The organism is Allokutzneria sp. NRRL B-24872 (assembly GCF_002155965.1).
In the GTDB taxonomy this organism is placed as follows: domain Bacteria; phylum Actinomycetota; class Actinomycetes; order Mycobacteriales; family Pseudonocardiaceae; genus Allokutzneria.
In genome coordinates, this window is the sequence record NZ_MUMH01000114.1 from 1 (window position 1) to 17,009 (window position 17,009).

Annotated in this window: 17 protein-coding genes and 1 riboswitch; of the genes, 7 read left to right on the forward strand and 10 right to left on the reverse strand. The window is 70.1% G+C overall.

From position 1 onward, the window contains the following. Both CCN37_RS26875 and CCN37_RS26880 read left to right on the forward strand, forming a co-directional pair. On the forward strand, window positions 1-517 hold a 517-nt coding region (locus CCN37_RS26875), incomplete at its 5' end, for a ComEA family DNA-binding protein (protein ID WP_143261831.1). Next, window positions 514-2,850 (forward strand): DNA internalization-related competence protein ComEC/Rec2, encoded by a 2,337-nt coding sequence (locus CCN37_RS26880; protein ID WP_086826039.1) that lies wholly within the window; start codon window positions 514-516, stop codon window positions 2,848-2,850. The genes CCN37_RS26875 and CCN37_RS26880, both read left to right, overlap by 4 nt. 18 nt (window positions 2,851-2,868) lie before the next feature. Here the strand turns inward: CCN37_RS26880 and thrC are convergent, their stop codons facing one another. Further along, window positions 2,869-4,131 carry a threonine synthase gene (gene thrC, locus CCN37_RS26885; protein WP_086826041.1) on the reverse strand — a complete coding sequence of 421 codons (1,263 nt, stop codon included), beginning with the start codon at window positions 4,129-4,131 and terminating at the stop codon, window positions 2,869-2,871. An 11-nt stretch (window positions 4,132-4,142) separates the two neighbouring features. Beyond that, a riboswitch (SAM riboswitch) is annotated at window positions 4,143-4,275 on the reverse strand. Between the two features lie 139 nt (window positions 4,276-4,414). Between thrC and holA the strand changes: the two genes are divergently transcribed. Then, window positions 4,415-5,395 (forward strand): DNA polymerase III subunit delta, encoded by a 981-nt coding sequence (gene holA, locus CCN37_RS26890; protein WP_086826043.1) that lies wholly within the window; start codon window positions 4,415-4,417, stop codon window positions 5,393-5,395. Window positions 5,396-5,508: 113 nt separating this feature from the next. On the opposite strand, the gene CCN37_RS42095 is transcribed toward holA, so the two are convergent. Next, the gene (locus CCN37_RS42095) at window positions 5,509-5,913 is read right to left on the reverse strand and encodes an SSI family serine proteinase inhibitor (RefSeq protein ID WP_086826045.1); all 405 of its coding nucleotides are present in this window, start codon (window positions 5,911-5,913) and stop codon (window positions 5,509-5,511) included. A 153-nt stretch (window positions 5,914-6,066) separates the two neighbouring features. Next, complete coding sequence (locus CCN37_RS26900) at window positions 6,067-6,477, reverse strand: SSI family serine proteinase inhibitor (RefSeq protein WP_086826047.1); 411 nt, start codon at window positions 6,475-6,477, stop codon at window positions 6,067-6,069. A 354-nt stretch (window positions 6,478-6,831) separates the two neighbouring features. On the opposite strand from CCN37_RS26900, the gene CCN37_RS26905 reads away from it, so the two are divergent. Beyond that, on the forward strand, window positions 6,832-7,389 hold the full coding sequence (locus CCN37_RS26905) for an RNA polymerase sigma factor (protein ID WP_168200874.1): 558 nt from the start codon (window positions 6,832-6,834) through the stop codon (window positions 7,387-7,389). Window positions 7,390-7,554: 165 nt separating this feature from the next. On the opposite strand, the gene rpsT is transcribed toward CCN37_RS26905, so the two are convergent. Further along, window positions 7,555-7,815, reverse strand: coding sequence for a 30S ribosomal protein S20 (rpsT, locus tag CCN37_RS26910; protein WP_086826051.1), 261 nt, complete (start codon window positions 7,813-7,815; stop codon window positions 7,555-7,557). A 165-nt stretch (window positions 7,816-7,980) separates the two neighbouring features. After that, a complete protein-coding gene (locus CCN37_RS26915) occupies window positions 7,981-10,272 on the reverse strand; it encodes a glycoside hydrolase family 3 N-terminal domain-containing protein (protein WP_246843342.1) in 2,292 nt (763 codons plus the stop codon). Between the two features lie 115 nt (window positions 10,273-10,387). Here CCN37_RS26915 and CCN37_RS26920 point away from each other — a divergent pair, with 115 nt between their 5' ends. Continuing rightward, complete coding sequence (locus tag CCN37_RS26920; protein WP_086826055.1) at window positions 10,388-11,194, forward strand: TSUP family transporter; 807 nt, start codon at window positions 10,388-10,390, stop codon at window positions 11,192-11,194. On the opposite strand, the gene CCN37_RS26925 is transcribed toward CCN37_RS26920, so the two are convergent. The 4 genes from CCN37_RS26925 to CCN37_RS26940 all read right to left on the reverse strand — a co-directional run bounded on the left by CCN37_RS26925 (window position 11,195) and on the right by CCN37_RS26940 (window position 14,057). Beyond that, a complete protein-coding gene (locus CCN37_RS26925; RefSeq protein ID WP_086826057.1) occupies window positions 11,195-11,962 on the reverse strand; it encodes a triacylglycerol lipase in 768 nt (255 codons plus the stop codon). Between the two features lie 103 nt (window positions 11,963-12,065). Next, window positions 12,066-12,818 (reverse strand): triacylglycerol lipase, encoded by a 753-nt coding sequence (locus CCN37_RS26930; protein ID WP_168200875.1) that lies wholly within the window; start codon window positions 12,816-12,818, stop codon window positions 12,066-12,068. Between the two features lie 93 nt (window positions 12,819-12,911). Next, on the reverse strand, window positions 12,912-13,121 hold the full coding sequence (locus CCN37_RS26935) for a hypothetical protein (protein ID WP_086826061.1): 210 nt from the start codon (window positions 13,119-13,121) through the stop codon (window positions 12,912-12,914). Window positions 13,122-13,130: 9 nt separating this feature from the next. Continuing rightward, window positions 13,131-14,057, reverse strand: coding sequence for an SPFH domain-containing protein (locus CCN37_RS26940; protein WP_143261832.1), 927 nt, complete (start codon window positions 14,055-14,057; stop codon window positions 13,131-13,133). 85 nt (window positions 14,058-14,142) lie between these two features. Here CCN37_RS26940 and CCN37_RS26945 point away from each other — a divergent pair, with 85 nt between their 5' ends. Next, entirely contained in the window at window positions 14,143-14,388 is a 246-nt protein-coding gene (locus CCN37_RS26945; protein WP_086826062.1) for a hypothetical protein, read from the forward strand. Here the strand turns inward: CCN37_RS26945 and CCN37_RS26950 are convergent. Continuing rightward, a complete protein-coding gene (locus tag CCN37_RS26950) occupies window positions 14,385-14,948 on the reverse strand; it encodes a class I SAM-dependent methyltransferase (RefSeq protein ID WP_168200876.1) in 564 nt (187 codons plus the stop codon). The two genes, CCN37_RS26945 and CCN37_RS26950, sit on opposite strands and share 4 nt — an antisense overlap. Before the next feature lie 194 nt (window positions 14,949-15,142). Between CCN37_RS26950 and lepA the strand changes: the two genes are divergently transcribed. Continuing rightward, window positions 15,143-16,987 carry a translation elongation factor 4 gene (gene lepA / locus CCN37_RS26955; protein ID WP_086826064.1) on the forward strand — a complete coding sequence of 615 codons (1,845 nt, stop codon included), beginning with the start codon at window positions 15,143-15,145 and terminating at the stop codon, window positions 16,985-16,987. Window positions 16,988-17,009: the final 22 nt, after the last annotated feature.

The window sequence follows — 17,009 nt, forward strand, 5'->3', positions numbered from 1 at the left end:
GGCGGTCGCCGCCTTCGTCGCCCTCGTGGCGGTCCTGCTGTGGCCGGCCGGTGTCGCGGCCGAACCAGCGCCCGTGGTCTCGGCTCCTGTTGCGCCACAACAGAAAACGACTCAGCTCGTGGTGAGCGTCGTCGGCCGGGTCGGCAAACCCGGCCTGGTGTCGCTGCCGGAGGGCGCGCGGATCGCCGACGCCGTGCAGGCGGCGGGCGGAGTGCTGCCCGACGCCGACCCCGCGACGGTCAACCTCGCCAGGAAGGTCAGCGACGGCGAGCAGATCGTCGTCGGCGCACCCGCGCCGCCGGGCGAGAGCGGCCCGTCGGAGAACGCGAAGATCAGCCTCAACACGGCCACCGTCCAGCAGCTCGACGGCCTGCCGGGCGTGGGGCAGGTGACCGCGCAGCGGATCGTGCAGTGGCGCACCAAGCACGGAAGGTTCGCTTCGGTGGACCAACTCCGCGAGGTGGACGGCATCGGCAGCTCGCGTCTGGCGAAGCTCCGCGAACTGGTGACGCTGTGATCCCGGCACAGCTGGACATCCGGCTCGTGCCCGCCGCGGTCGCGGTCTGGGCGGTGGCACTGGTCGGACTGCATCTCGGCTGGTTCGCCACAGTGCTGTGCGGAGTGCTGGCGGTGGCTTTCGCGCTCCTCGCGGTGTGGCGGGGAACGGGTGTGTGGGCCAACGGCCTGCTCGCGGCGAGCGTCCTCGCGGGCGCGGCTGCGGTGGTCGTCACCAGCCATGCCCTGCCTGCCGCGACGCACCCGCTGCGCGAGCTGGCCAGCAAGGGCGCGACCGCGACGATCCGAGCGACACTGTCCGAAGACCCAAGACCTTTGCGCACCAAGGGGTACGCCGGACGGCCCGCCGGAGCGGACCAGGTGGCGGTCCGCGCGCGGTTGAGCGAGGACCCGGGCGGCTCTGTGTTGCTGCTGGCTCCGGCGGATGCGTGGTCCAAGCTATTGCCGGAGCAGGAGGTCACGGCGACTGGAGCGCTGATCATGCCGCGCGGTGGGGACTTCACGGTGGCGGTGTTGCGCGTTCGCGGACCACCGATCGCTGTCGGTCTCGCGCCGAGTTGGCAGACCGCCGCTGATGGCGTGCGCACCGGTCTCCGTGACGCTGCCAAGGTGCTTTCCCCGGAACTCGCGGGATTGCTTCCGGCGTTGGTGGTCGGTGACACCGGCGGACTGTCGCCACGCGTCGTGGAGGAGTTCCGGTTGTCCGGGCTGGCCCACTTGTTGGCCGTGAGTGGAGCGAATCTCGCGATCGTGTGTGGCGCCGTCCTGTTGCTCTTCCGGTTGTTGACGGCGGGGCCACGGCTGGCGGGCCTGGCGGCGGTGTTGGCTCTGGTCGGTTTCGTGGTGCTCGCGCGACCCGAACCCAGTGTGTTGCGCGCGGCGGTGATGGGCGGCGTGACTCTGCTGGCATTGGTGTTGGGGCGCAAGGGTTCTGCGCTTCCCGCGCTCGCCGGTTCCGTGATCGCGTTGCTGCTGTTCGACCCTGGCCTGGCCACTACCGCGGGTTTCGCGTTGTCAGTGCTGGCGACCGCGGCACTGGTGATCCTCGCGCCGAGGTGGGCTGGGGCTCTGCGCGATCGTGGAGTGCCAGTGGGTTTGGCTGAGGCCATCGCGGTTCCGGCGGCGGCGCAGCTCGCCACTGCTCCGGTGATCGCGGCGCTGTCCGGAGAGATCAGCCTGGTGGCGATTCCGGCCAACCTGCTCGCGGCTCCGGTGGTGGCTCCCGCGACGGTGTTCGGAGTGCTCGCCGCGTTGGTCTCGACCGTGCACGAGGGCACCGCGGAGCTCCTGGTCCACCTCGCGGGGCCGGAGGTGTGGTGGCTGGTCACCGTGGGCAGGTATGCCGCCGCGGTGCCGGACAGCGGCGTTCCGTGGCCGTCCGGTGTGCTCGGCGGACTGCTGCTCGCCGCGCTGCTCGTCGTGGTCGTGATGCTGCTGCGGAGTCGTCGGTTCCGGATCGTGGTGGTGCTCGGCGTGGTTGTGCTGGTGTTGACCGCGGTTCCGGTGAAGCTGCTCAAGCCGCAGTGGCCCGTCGACGGCTGGGCATCGGTGGCCTGTGACGTCGGGCAGGGCGACGCCGTGGTGCTGGCGGTCGCTGAGCCGGGGCGTGCGGTCCTGGTCGACACCGGGCCAGAACCGTTGGCGGTCAACGCTTGTCTGGATCGGCTGGGCGTGGACCGCGTGCCAGTGGTGGTGCTGAGCCACCTGCACGCCGACCACATCGGCGGGCTCGCGGCGGTGCTCGCGGAAAGATCTGTGGGCGCGGTCGCTGTTGGGCCGCTGAGAGAACCCGCGTGGGCGATGAAGGAGGTGCGTGACACCGCCGCGGCGGCGGGAGTGCCGCTGATCGAACTGGGTCGCGGTCAACGGCTGGAGTGGCCGGGATTGGTGCTGGAGGTGTTGGCACCGCTGCGGTCTCCAGCACCGCGGACCTCGGCGGCGCCGCTGCCGGGAACAGCGGTCAACGACGCTTCACTGGTGCTGCGGGCGCACACGCCAGCTGGGCGGATGTTGCTGACCGGCGACATCGAACTGGCCACGCAGGCGGAGCTTCTCGCGTCCACAGTGGACATCAGCGCGGACGTGCTCAAGGTGCCGCACCACGGGTCTCGCTACAGCCTGCCCCGGTTCCTCGGGGCGGTGCGACCCCGAGTCGCGTTGATCTGCGTGGGCGCGGGCAACGACTACGGCCACCCGAGCCCACTGGTCCTGCAATCGCTCGCCGGGGTGCGCGTCCTGCGCACCGACCTGGACGGTGACATCGCCGTTCTGGCCACCCGCGATGGTCTGGCGACCGCACGGAGAGGAGAACCACGGCCACCGCCCAGGCGGTGAGCGCTTGTCAGTGACCTGTCAGAGGCCGAGCGCCTCGCGGACGGCGGCGCTCGACGGCGGCACGGTGGCGCGCGGGCCGATCTTGTCCTCCACCGCGTCGAGGGTCTTCAGGCCGTCGCCGGTGATCAGCAGGACGGTCTCGGCGTCCGGGTCGAGCTGGCCGGACTCGATGAGCTTCTTCGCCGTCGCGACGGTCACGCCGCCCGCGGTCTCGGCGAAGATGCCCTCGGTGCGGGCCAGCAGGCGGATCGCGTCGACGACCTCCTCGTCGCTGACGTGCTCCACCGAACCGCCGGTGCGGCGCACGGTGTCCAGCACGTAGGGACCGTCGGCGGGAGCGCCGATCGCCAGCGAACGGGCGATCGTGTCCGGCTTCACCGGCTGGATCACGTCGTGGCCCGCCTGGAACGCGGTGGCCACGGGGGAGCAGCCGGTGGCCTGGGCGCCGAAGACCCGGTACGGGGTCGGCTCCACCAGGTCCAGCTCGCCCAGCTCGCGGAAGGCCTTGTCCACCTTGGTCAGCTGCGAGCCCGAGGCGACCGGGACGACGATCTGCTGCGGCAGGCGCCAGCCGAGCTGCTCGGCGACCTCGTAGCCGAGGGTCTTGGAGCCCTCCGCGTAGTACGGGCGGACGTTGACGTTGACGAACGCCCAGTCCTCGTGGTCGGCGGCCAGCTCGGTGGCCAGCCGGTTCACGTCGTCGTAGTTGCCGTCGACGGCGATCAGCGCGCCGTCGTACACGGCGGTGGTGAGCACCTTCGCGCGTTCGAGAGAGGAGGGGATCAGCACGACCGACTCCCAGCCCGCCCGCGCCGCCGCCGCGGCGACGGCGTTGGCCAGGTTGCCGGTGGAGGGGCAGGCCAGCACGGTGAACCCGAGCTGGCGCGCGGCGGCGAGCGCCACCGCGACCACGCGGTCCTTGAACGAGTGCGTGGGGTTGCCGGTGTCGTCCTTCACCCACAGCTTGCGCACGCCGAGCGCGGCGGCCAGGCGGTCGGCCTTGACCAGCCGGGTCAGCCCCGGGTCGGTGTTGGGGTGCTCCTGGACGTCCGAGGGCACCGGAAGGAGGTTGCGGTAGCGCCAGATGGAGCGGGGCCCCGCCTCGATCTCCGCGCGGGTGATCTTGCCGAAGTCGTAGCCGACCTCAAGGGGGCCGAAACACTCCGAACACGCGAACTCCGCGGCGAGCGGTACCTCGTTGCCACATTCGCGGCACACCAGGGCGCGGGCCGGGCCGAGGTCGAACTGGTGGGCGCTGCGGCGCGCCTCGATGGTCGTCATCGCGAGGTCTCTCCTCATCTTTCCCGCTCGTGCGGGCCGGATTTGGCACCGTGATCGCCGTTGGCCTCGCGGAGAGTCCGCTTGCCGTCAGCGTCGGTTGCCGGGGTGTCGTAGGGCCGATCCCTCTACCCCTCTGGATGAGCTCTTCAGTTGTGTGGCGGCGCGCATCGGCGGCCGTCCGGTGGTCACGCTACGGCACCGTCCCACGGGAGAGCCACCGTTGCCCATGATGCGGGACGTGCGCGGCGGCCGTGCCGTCCGACCCTCGTGCGAGGATGGCGCGGTGAGTGCTCCCGCCGCAGCGCCAGCCCCGTTGCACCTGGTCATCGGAGAGGAAGAGCTCCTCGTCGAGCGGTCCGTGCGGGCCGCCCTCGACGCCGCGAGGCAGGCCGATCCGGAGGCCGAGCTGCGCCGGGTCCGGGTGACCGATCTCACCCCTCCCGAGCTAGCCGAGCTGCTCAGCCCCTCGCTGTTCGCGGAGGGCAGGGTGATCGTGCTCGAGGCGGCCCAGGACGCGGGCAAGGAGATCGCCGAGGCGGTGCTCTCCTACATCCGCGACCCCGCCGAGGGCGTGACCCTGGTCCTCACGCACACCGGGGGCGGGCGCGGCAAGCTCGCCAAGGAGCTGCCCGCAGCGCTGCGCAAGGCGGGGGCGGCGGTCGCGGAGTGCGCCAAGCTGACCAAGGCCAGCGACCGGGAATCCTTTGTGCGCAACGAGGTTCGGCGCGCGGGCGGCAAGATCGACGGGCCAGGGCTCGCGGCGCTGATGGAGACGGTCGGCAACGACCTGCGTGAGTTGGCGGCGGCGGCATCGCAGCTCGTCGCGGACACCGGCGGCAAGGTCGACGAGCAGGCGGTGCGCCGCTACCACCGCGGCCGCGCGGAGGTGGCCGGTTTCGCCGTGGCGGAGAAGGCCGTCACCGGTGACCGCACCGCCGCGCTGGAATCGTTGCGCTGGGCGTTGCAGCTCGGGGTTCCGCACGTGCTGCTGGCCGACGCGCTGGCCGACGCGGTGCGCACGATCGCCAGGGTTGCCGGGGTGGGGCGGGCGGACCCGTTCCAGCTCGCGGGTCAGCTCGGCATGCCGCCGTGGAAGGTCAAGAAGGCGCTCGGCCAGGCGCAGGGCTGGTCCCCTGAGGGCCTCGCCGAGGCGATGGGCTTGGTCGCCACGCTCAACGCGGAGGTGAAGGGCATGGCCGCCAGCGCCGACTACGCGGTGGAGCGCGCCGTGCTCAAGGTGGCCGCCGCGCGCAACCGGCGCTGAAGCGGGACGTACAGGACGCAACGGACACATCCGGCGACCGGTCGCGGGGGCTCCTCCGCCAGCGGCACGCCGAGGAACCCCCGCTTGTTCCGCTCTGCTGGGAAAACGCCAGCTCAGAAGCGGAAAACCGAGCCGGTCGCCGCCAGTGCCAGGCAGCTGTTGGCGTAGCTGGCCCGGTGGCTCACCGCCTGCCCGCGCCAGAAACCGGTCGCGCGCACAGTGCGAGGTGCATATTCCTTCGTGCACCGTGGAACAGGAACGGCATTCAATCGGGTGAAGTTTCCGGCGACCTTCGCCAGTTGAGAGCACGCGGCGGCGGCGAGCGGGTGGTTACCGCCCGTGGGGTCGCATCGCAGAGTCACCCTCCTGGCGGGGGTGGCCCGGTGCTCGTCGACCACGGACAGTGCGAGAACCGAGGGCGTGTTCCCGTCGGTTCCGGCAACTGCCGGAGCCGGGGCGAGACAGAACACGACCGCGCCGGCGACCAGGAGCGAGCCGGGCAAACGGTTGCGGAGCATTGTGAACCCTTTCCGTGATCTGAAGATATTTCTTCGGAATTCATGTCAATACAGCCTACGAGTGACGACCTTGACGGTTGCGTGAACTGCGCGTGACTGAATATGTGATTGTCGCGGCAACAACCTCGTCGCACCCGGCCTGGTGAGAACTCGTCAGAATCGGAATAAGGGTCCGGTCTTTGCGGTCAACACACATCTGTTGGGAAATGTGACGCGCTCGCGGATCTGGCGGCCGAGCCACGTTCCGATCGCCGTGGTGGTCACCGGGGCGTAGATCAGCGGGCAGCTCGCGTCGCGGTCGAGGTGGAGCGCGGCGATGCTCCCACCGGTCCGCGCCAGCGCCGCGCAGCTGGCCACGGGCGCGGGATGGCCGCCGCCGTCCGGCGAACAGGTCAGCGGGACCCGCCGCGCGGACGGCGCGGGGACCTCGCCGGGAGTGCTGGTGAGCACGAGCGCGGCGGCGGGCGGCGCGCTCGGGGGGATCGCCCCTGCCGGCGTCGCCAGCGCCGCGAGCAGCGCGGTCACCGCGATCGGAACGAACCTGAGCGGTCGGTTCCAGGACATGGACTTCCCTTTCCTCGAAATATGTTCGGATATATCTCGGGTCACCTGTGGGTGTCCCACTCCGAATACGCGGGCGGCTTCCGGTCGCGCTCAGTGAGCGTCCTCACAGACGGGGGAAGCAGGGGTCGATCCCTCCAATGGCGGTATGCGCCCTGCTGTCCGAGGGAACCATGTTTTCCTGCGCAACGAAGCCTTGCCAAAGGACCGTTCTTGCGGTGGTATCTAAGGCGGTCGAGGGGGCTTCGGGTTGCGCCTCGTGAAGACCTAGGTGCTTCGAAGGGAATTTGGCCGGATAACTCGTTCAGACGCGCTTGTCGGTCCCGCCGATAATTCCTGTCGATGCTAGGAGTCGTGTTGTTGACCAATCAGAAGGCCGGGGCGCTGCTCGACGGCTGCGCGCGGTCACGAAGCGAGGAGTTCTGGCGGGAATGCGTCGACCTGCGCCCCGCGCTGATCAGGATCGCGGTCAGGGCCGGTGCCGGTGAGGCGGCGGAGGACCTCGTGCACGAGGCCTTCATCAGGGCCATGGAGTTCCCGGCCCTGGACCCGCAACGGGTGATGCCCTTTCTGGTGGCCGTGGTGAAGCGGTTGTGCGTCGACGAGGCCCGCAGGAGCACCACCGCGCGTCAGGTCGCCACGCACGCCAGGCTGCTACCGTTGGACGTGACAGATCCGGCCGAGTCGATCAGCGATCAGGCCGAGGCGGAGTGGCTCGTCGCGCACTGCGGCAAGCTCAGTCGGCGCGAACGTTATGTCCTGCTCTGGCTTTCCCACGGTCTCCCGCACGACGAGATCTCACGAAGGCTGGGCACGACCCGACGCGCGACCGAGTGCATCGCCAGCCGCGCGCGCTGCCGGGTCCGTCAGTGGATGGCTCGCCGTTCGCCCGTCAACAGGGTGTTCGGCTGCTGAAAGGGCCTAGGTACGGGGAGCAGGGCCCCGTACCTAGGCCCTTCTCCTTGTCCGGGCCGGAAAACCGCCGGAGAACCGCGACCGGTGCCGCACAGACGAAGAACGCCGCCCCGCTGGTCGCGGGGCGGCGTTCTCGTGTCCGTGGGACCTGAGCGGGTGATCCGATCAGATCTTGTTGGCGCGCAGGGCCATCGCCGACTTCTTGTTGGCGGCCTGGTTCGCGTGGATGACGCCCTTGCTGGCGGCCTTGTCCAGCTTCTTGCTGGCCTCGGCGAGCAGCGTGGCGGCCTTGTCCTTGTCCCCGGCCTCGGCGGCCTCGCGGAACTTGCGGATGGCCGTCTTGAGGGCCGACTTCACGGACTTGTTCCGCAGGCGCGCCTTCTCGTTGGTCTTGATGCGCTTGACCTGCGACTTGATGTTGGCCATGGCTGGACCCTCTTCCGTTCGAGTGGGGTGGTGCACCGCGCTTGATCGGCACTCGCCCGAACTCGGCGAGTTCTCCTCCACGACGGAACGCCGCGCGGCACAACGCCCGGAATCCTAACAACCGGGCGTCGTGCCTCCCACAACGAGCCTCCCGAACGGCTCGGGTCAGCGCACCGCGAAGGGGGCTCGCTGGTCCTCCACGACCACGTCGTAGCCGGTTCTCGGAACCTCTCTCCGGCCAGCTCCGTCGACATCGCCGCTGGTCAGGGCCAGTTGGTCGGCGGAGAACTCCACGTCGACGGCCCGCTGCGCGCCCGCGGCCAGCTCCACGCGGGCCCAGCCGACCAGTCGCTTGTCCGGAACCTGGAGCGGCGCCACGGGCTGGTGCACGTAGACCGGGACGACCGCCGTGCCCGCGCGCGAGCCGGTGTTGCGCACGGTGAAGCCGACCTTGACCTTGGCGTCTGCCCGGACCGTCGGGGGCACGCTCGGCGCTCCGACCGCGAAGCTCGTGTACGACAGGCCGTGCCCGAACGCGTAGGCCGGGTCGTACTTCGAGCTCTCGCCGCCGTTGGTGCCGGGCAGTTGGTCGTAGGACATCGGCTGGTCGCCGATGCGCTTCGGCCACGACACCGGGAGCTTGCCGCTGGGATTGGCCGTGCCGAACAACACATCCGCGACGGCAGTGCCGCCCTGTGTGCCGGGCAGCCACCCCGCGAGCAACGCATCCGCGTTGGCGACCGAACCGAGCACCTGCGGGCGGCCGGTGAGCAGAACGACGGTCACCGGCTTGCCCGTCGCGCGCACGGCGTCGACCAAGCTCTGCTGAGCCGCGGTGAGCGCGGGTTCCTCGGTGTCGGCGGGTCCCTCAGCGCCGGGCTTCTCGCCGAGCACCACGACGACCGCCTTGGCGTCCTTGGCCTGCGCGACCGCGTCGGCCTGGTTGGGAGCGTGCGTGACCGTGGCGCCCGGAGCCGCCGCGCGGATGCCCTCCAGCACGGTGACCGCCTCCGGCACAGGCCCCTGTTCCGGGACGCCCTGCCAATCGACGGTCCAGCCGCCGAGCTGCCGCCGCACGTCGTCGGCGGTGTCGCCGGTCACGACGATCTTGCCGTCCTTGGCCAGTGGCAAGGCGGACTTCTCGTTGCGCAGCAACACCATCGACTCGATCGCGGCCTTGCGGGCGAGGTCGAGGCCGACGCCGTTGACGCGCTCGTCGGCCACGGCCGGGTCCACGTAGGGCCGCTCGAACAGGCCGAGCTCGAACTTCAGCCGCAGGACGCGCCGCACGGCCTCGTCGACGCGGCGCTCGCTGACCCGCCCGTCACGGACCACCTGGCGCAGCCCCGAGGTGAACTCCCCGGCGGCGGAGGGCTCCATCGCCATGTCCACGCCCGCGTTCACCGCCATCGCGATCGCCGAGGGGTAGTCGGCGGCGGCCTTGTGCTTGGTGACCAGCGAGCGGATGTCCTGCCAGTCGGTGATCGCCACGCCGGTGAAGCCGAGCCGGTTCCGCAGTTGCTCGGTGAGCATGTACTTCGACGCGTGCACCGGAACGCCGTTGACCGAGCCGGAGTTGATCATCACTGTGCGCACGCCCGCGCGGAACTGCGCGGTGAACGGCGGCAGCACCTGGTCCTGGAGCGTGCGCACCGGGAGGAACGCGGGCGCGCGGTCGTGGCCGCCCTTGGGCTCGGAGTACCCGGCGAAGTGCTTCGCGGTCGCGGCGAGCCGAGCGGTCTTGCCGTCATCGGCCTGCATGCCCCGAACCGCTGACGCCGCAAGGGTTCCCGCCAGGTGCGGGTCCTCGCTGTAGGTCTCGTAGTAGCGGCCCCACCGGGTGTCCCTCGCGATATCGGAGACCGGGGCGAAGTTCCAGAACACGCCGGTCGCGCGCATCGCCTGCCCGGTCGCCGCGCCCGCGCGCTCGATCAGCTCGGGGTTCCAGGTCGCGCCGAGGCCGATCTGGTGCGGGAACATCGTTGCGGTCACCACGTTGCTGTGCCCGTGCACGCCGTCGGCGCCGTAGAGCACGGGGATCTTGAGCCGGTTGTTGTCCAGCGCGTACTTCTGGATGGCGTTGGTCATCTCCGCCCATGCCTTCGGGCTGGGGTCCGGGGCCGGGACGTCGCCGCCGCCGGAGAGGATCGAGCCGACCTTGGCGTCCACGAGCACCGGCTTCATGCAGTCCTCGCGCAGCGGTCCCGGAACCGCGTCGCAGTCGCCCCGGAGCTTGCCGACCCGGATCTGGGTCATCTGGCCGATCTTCTCCTCCAACGTCATCCGGCCGAGCAGGGCGTGCACCCTGGCCTCCACCGGCAGCCCGGCGTTGAGGTGGTCGGCCGGTTGCGCAGCCGTGGTGAGCGGGAGGGTGAGCGCGGCCGTGACGGCCAGCGCGGCAGTTCTTCGAGCGGTGGGCACGTGCTCCTCCAACGAGAGGGTGTGCGGCAGCAGCACCCTCACATTCGGCGGTGAGCTTGGTCACCAACAGCTGCCGTTCGGAGCAATGTGAGAGCGCTTTCCTCCTGGTAAGCGTTGTTTTGTTGCACGGGTGCCTGCCTAACGTTCGCCGGTGTTCACAACCCTGGACCTGCCCGGCTTCGCCGGTGTCTCCGTCGCCGCGCTGGCCTTCCTGTGCACCGCCGCCTTCCTCGCCGGTGCCATCGACGCGATCGTCGGCGGGGGCGGTCTCGTCCAACTGCCCGCGATGCTCCTGGTGATGCCGGGCGGCGCTCCGATCCACTCGCTCGCCACGAGCAAGCTCTCCTCGTTCGTCGGCACGGCGGCCGCCGTTGGCACCTACGTCCGCCGCACGAAGATCGACTGGCGGAGCACCGCGCCGACGGCGGTGCTCGCGTTCGGCGGTTCCGTCGCTGGAGCGGCGTTCGCCGACATGCTGCCGCCGGGCGTGCTGAACGTGGTCGTCCTGTGCGCGCTGGTCGGGGTCGGCCTCTACACCTGGCGCAGGCCGGGCTTCGGCGCCGAGGACGCGGAACGGCTCTCCCGCGTGCGCCAACTGATGGTGATGCTGGGCGGCGGCGTGGTGATCGGCTTCTGGGACGGGCTCGCCGGACCCGGGACCGGCTCGTTCCTGGTGTTCCTGTTGGTGGGCCTGGTCGGCTTCGCGTTCGTGCGCGCGTCGGCCACGGCCAAGGTGATCAACACCGCGACCAACCTCGGCGGGCTCTGCTACTTCGTGCCCGCCGGGCAGGTGCTGTGGGGGATCGGCCTGTCGATGGCGCTGTGCAACCTCGCGGGCTCCGTACTCGGCGCGCGGATGGCCGTGCGCCGGGGCTCGGAGTTCGTCCGCAAGGTGTTCCTGACCGTTGTCGCGGCCCTGGTGCTCAGCCTGGGCTGGAAGGTCGTGCTGGGAGCGTGATCAGCACTGCGGGCGGAAGCCGGGGTCGGCGACACCGCCGCGCTGCAACGCGTTGATCACCCACTGCGTGGCGGGCCGGGAGTGCGGGATCAGCAGGTGCTCGGTGAAGTGCCCGGGGCAGGTGTCCTGGAGCACGACGTTGGTCACGCGGTCGCGGGGGCCGGACAGGGCCTGGCTCTGGTACGGCGTCACGATCAGTTCGTAGCGCGTGGCGATGGTCGTGTACTTCACCGAGCCAACGAGGTCGCCGCCGTCGTTGAGCGAGCGCAGGAACGACGATCCGGCCGACTGGTCCTCGCACGCCGGGCAGAAGGTCACGCCGAGCAGCTTCGCCAGCGGCTGGGTGGTGCCGTGGTTGGACGGCGCGATGCCGATCACCGAGTTCACCTTCGCCGAGCCGCCGAGGTACTTCAGGTACTGGCGCGGCATCATGCCGCCCTGGCTGTAGCCGACGATGTCCACTTTGGACGCTCCGGTGGCCGCGAGCACCTGGTCCACGTAGGCGGCCAGTTCGCGGGCGGACTGGGCGATCGGGTTCAGCCCGCCGTTGCCGTAGTCGAGGGCGTAATGGCACCACCCGCCTCGGCTCAGTTCGGGTGCCAGGACGTCCCACGTGCTCCCGGACTTCTTGAAGGTCCCGTGCAGCAGGATGACCGGTCGCTTGCTGGATTGGCACGCGGCGGGCGCCGCGGTGGCGGTACCCGCCGCGAGAACCGTCGTGGCTGTGGCGAGAAGGGCGGCGCAGAGCAGGGCGCGCAGCAGTCGCATGTCGTCTCCCCGTTGAGACTTGCGGTGAACTCGCGAGTAACTTCAGGGAAATGTAAGCGAGGTCACTTTTTCCTGTCACTCCGCCGATCGGCCGCCGTGCTGCTCAGCAGGGTGTGAACGCCGGGTCCGCCAGCCCGTTGTTGCGCAGCGCGTTGACGACCCACTTCACGGTGGTCCACGCGTGCGTCATCTGGCCGTGGCCGGTGAAGTCCAGCGGGCAGCGGTCCTGAACGACCACATTGGACACTCGGTCGGCCGGGCCGGTCAGCGCCTGGGTGGCCAGGCCCAGCAGGCCGTCGTGCTCGGAGGCGATGGTCGTGTAGCGGAGCGCCCCGACCAGGTCGCCGCCCTCGTTGAGCGCCTTCATGAACGGCGAGCCAGCCACCTGGTCGACGCAGGCGGGGCAGTCCTTGGCCAACCAGTCCGGCATGTCACCGGGCGGCAGGCCGTGGTTCGGCGGCGCGATGCCGATCAGCGAACCGGCTTTGGCGGCACCACCGAGGTTCTTCGCGTAGTACCGCGCGAGAACCGCGCCCTGGCTGTAGCCGACGAGGTCGACGGTGGCCGCGCCGGTCCTGCGGAGCACCTCGTCGACGAAGGCGGACACCTCGCCCGCCGATTGCGCGACCGGGCGCTTGCCCCTGCCGCCGTAGTCGAGCGCGTGGGCGCAGCGGCCGTCCTTCTTGAGCGCGTCGGTCAGTTCCCTCCAGGTGCTCTTGCTGTCGCTGAAGGTGCCGTGCAGCAACACGACCGGCCGCGCGGACGACGTGCACGCCGTGTCGGAGGTCGACGCGGCGGCCGTTGGTGTCCACGCGGCCGGGAGCAGGACGAGCAGGGCGGCGAGAAGTGGCTTCACGAGTTCTCTCCCGAGGTTGGAGAATTCGGAACCTAGGGCCAGAAACCCTTCTGCGCCAAAGCAAGGAGCCGTTCTCGTGTTCTCGCTAAACGGCTACTCGGTCTCGGGTGGGTGTTTGGGCGGGCGCCCCCGGCGGGCGGGCTTCGCTGCCTTGTCCGGCATTCGCCCCGCCTCGGTGAGCGCCCGCCGGAGCAGGAACTCGATCTGCGCGTTGGCGCTGCGCAGCTCGTCGTTGGCCCATTTCGTGAGCGCGTCGTGCACCGCCGGGTCCAGCCGGAGCAGGACGCTCTTGCGTTCAGCCACGACGACGTCCTAGTGGTAGAGCGACCCGGTGTTCACGATGGGCTGGGTCGAGCGGTCACCGCAGAGCACCACGAGCAGGTTGCTGACCATGGCCGCCTTGCGCTCCTCGTCGAGGTCGACGACATCGCGCTCGGCCAGCCGGTCCAGCGCCAGCTCGACCATGCCGACCGCGCCCTCCACGATCCGCTGGCGCGCCGCCACCATCGCGCTCGCCTGCTGCCGCTGGAGCATCGAGTGCGCGATCTCCGGCGCGTAGGCGAGGTGGGTGATCCGCGACTCGATCACGTTCACGCCTGCGGAGGTGACGCGCGCGGCGACCTCGGCGGAGAGCCGCTCGGTGATCTCGTCGGCGTTCTCGCGCAGCGACAGCCCGGTCTCGCCGTGGTTGTCGTAGGGGTAGCTGGTGGCGATGTGGCGCACCGCGGTCTCGGTCTGCACCTGGACGAAGTCGACGAAGTTGTCCACCTCGAACATGGCCTGCGCGGTGTCGTTGACCTGCCACACGACCACCGCGGCGATCTCCACCGGGTTGCCGTCGGCGTCGTTGACCTTCAGCGCCGTGGTCTCGTGGTTGCGAATCCTGGTCGACACCGGGGTCTTGGTGGAGATCGGGTTCACCCACTGCAGGCCGTCGGAGCGGATCGTTCCCGTGTAGCGGCCGAGCACCTGGAGCACCCGCGCCTGGCCCGGGGCGACCATGACCAGCCCGGCCATCAGGACGGCGGCGACGATCGCGGTGCCGATGCCGGTGAAGAGGAACGCGGAGGTGCCGGTCTTGGCGGCGAGCACGACCTGTGCGGCGCCCGCGAGCAGCAGCACGAAGCCCGCCAGGAACATCGGCACGCCCGGCAGGCGGTTGCCGTCCGTCTCGCGGATCTTCGGCGTCGGCCTGCTCGCGGCGATCTCGGACGGCGTGTGGACGAGTTGGTCGGACATGCGGCCTCCCCTGGGCGCTGCCTAGCAAAGTGATATCAGATTTATAGCAGGTGAGCTCGGCGCGCGCCAGTGGTCGGCCTCGGCCGTGATCTACCTGCCGTTCGCCGTCGTGATCGCGCTCGACGGTCCGCCGCTCGGCTTCGCCGCAGTGCTCGGGATGGGGCTCAGTTCCGTGCTGCACACCGGCTATTTCCTGTTGCTGCAACACGGTTGTTCGATCGGCGTGATGAGTGCTGGCTACACGGTGTGGGACGCCTACGCGGTGACCCGCCGCTCGCAGGTGCGGCTGTCGTGGCGGCTGCACTGGCGCGCGGTGCTCGCGTTCGCCTAGGGCTTGCGGGCGAGGAGTTCGAAGCGCCGCGCGGAGAACGGGCGCAACGAGCCGAGTCGCATGATCACCTCGGCGAAACCGGCGTTGCTGGCGAGCAGTCTCAGGTCGAGCGGCTTGCAGCGCAGCCTCGACCGGCGCACGGACAGCAGCAGCGAGCCGCCGGGGCGCAGCACGCGGTGCAGCTCGGCGAAGCCCGCGGCGATGTCGGGCCACAGGTGCACGGTGTCGGTGGAGATCGCCACGTCGACGCAGCGGTCGCCGAGGCCGGTGCGCTCGGCGGTCCCGGGGCGCAGCCGCACCTGCCCGTCGCTGACCAGCTCCGGGCAGCGCGCGGCGCACCCGCGCAGCGCCTCCGGCGACGGGTCGACCCCGATCGCCACGCCCCTCGGCACGAGCTCGCCCGCCGCGCGCAGGCCGGTCCCCGTCCCCGCGCCCAGCACGAGCACCGCGTCACCGGGCCGCAACCGAGCGTGTTCGACCAGGCGGCGCTCCGCCCGCGCCGTCCTCGGTTCGAACAGGGCGGACAGGGTGCCGGGTTCGCTGGTCGCCACGCTGTTCATGGGCCCAAGCCAAGCGCCTGGTGACTGAGGCCGCATCAGGGTTGTCCCGGACGTGTGCCGGGCATCGTCACCGACATGGGACCATGGGGTGTCACCCATAGCCAGCGAGGACTCCGAGTGAAGCGAACGAACTCCCTGCGCGGTTCCGAGAGCGCAGCTGCCCTGACGACCGCCGAGCACTGCGAGGTCGCCGCATGAGCTCGTTCGCGGACAAGACGTTCACCGACCCGGAACTGATCCGGAACTTCTGCATCATCGCGCACATCGACCACGGCAAGTCGACGCTGGCCGACCGGATGCTCCAGCTGACCGGCGTTGTCGAGGAGCGGGCCATGCGGGCCCAGTACCTGGACCGCATGGACATCGAGCGCGAGCGCGGCATCACGATCAAGGCGCAGAACGTGCGGCTGCCGTGGAAGGTCGGCGACACCGAGCACGTGCTGCACCTGATCGACACCCCCGGCCACGTGGACTTCACCTACGAGGTCTCCCGGGCGCTCGAGGCGTGCGAGGGCGCGATCCTGCTGGTCGACGCGGCGCAGGGGATCGAGGCGCAGACGCTGGCGAACCTCTACCTGGCGCTGGAGAACGACCTCACCATCGTGCCGGTGCTCAACAAGATCGACCTGCCCGCCGCCGACCCGGACAAGTACGCCAAGGAACTCGCGCACATCATCGGCTGCGAGCCCGAGGAGGTGCTGCGGGTCTCGGCCAAGACCGGCTTCGGCGTCCGCGAGCTGCTCGACGAGGCGGTCCGGCTGATCCCGGCGCCCAAGGGCGACAGCGAGGCCCCGCCGCGCGCGATGATCTTCGACTCGGTCTACGACACCTACCGCGGCGTGGTGACCTACATCCGCGTGATGGACGGCAAGATCACCCCGCGTCAGCGGATCAAGATGATGTCCACCGGTGCCACGCACGAGCTGCTGGAGGTGGGCATCGTCTCGCCGGAGCCCAAGGCCAGCGTCGGCCTCGGCGTCGGCGAGGTGGGCTACCTGATCACCGGCGTGAAGGACGTCCGCCAGTCCAAGGTCGGCGACACCGTGACCTCGGAGAAGCGCGGGGCCACCGAGGCGCTGCGCGGCTACCGCGAGCCCCGGCCGATGGTCTACGCGGGCCTGTACCCGATGGACGGCTCGGACTACCCGGAGCTGCGCGAGGCGCTGGACAAGCTCCAGCTCAACGACGCCGCGCTGACCTACGAGCCGGAGACCTCGGCCGCGCTGGGCTTCGGCTTCCGCTGCGGCTTCCTCGGCCTGCTGCACCTGGAGATCACCCGCGACCGGCTGGAGCGCGAGTTCGGCCTCGACCTCATCTCCACCGCGCCGAACGTGGTGTTCCGCGTGGTGATGGAGGACGAGACCGAGCACGTGGTCACCAACCCCTCCGACTGGCCGGACGGGAAGATCTCCGAGATCCACGAGCCGATCACCAAGTGCACCATCATCTCGCCTGCGGAGTACGTCGGCGCGATCATGGAGCTGTGCCAGAGCAGGCGCGGTCAGCTCGGCGGCATGGAGTACCTGTCGGAGGACCGCACCGAGCTGCGCTACACGATGCCGCTCGCGGAGATCATCTACGACTTCTTCGACGCGCTGAAGTCGCGCACCCGCGGCTACGCCTCGCTGGACTACGAGGAGGCGGGCGAGCAGGCCTCGCAGCTGGTCAAGGTGGACATCCTGTTGCAGGGCGAGCCGGTCGACGCCTTCAGCGCGATCGTGCACCGCGACGCCGCCTACGCCTACGGCACCCGGATGACCAGCAAGCTGCGCGAGCTGATCCCGCGCCAGCAGTTCGAGGTGCCGATCCAGGCCGCGATCGGGTCCAGGGTCATCGCCCGCGAGAACATCCGCGCCATCCGCAAGGACGTGCTCGCCAAGTGCTACGGCGGTGACATCACCCGTAAGCGCAAGCTGCTGGAGAAGCAGAAGGAAGGCAAGAAGCGGATGAAGATGGTCGGCCGCGTCGAGGTGCCGCAGGAGGCGTTCGTGGCTGCGCTGTCCACCGATGAGGCTGGGGACAAGAAGTCCAAGAAGTAGTGCTCTGGTCGGGTTCGGCAAG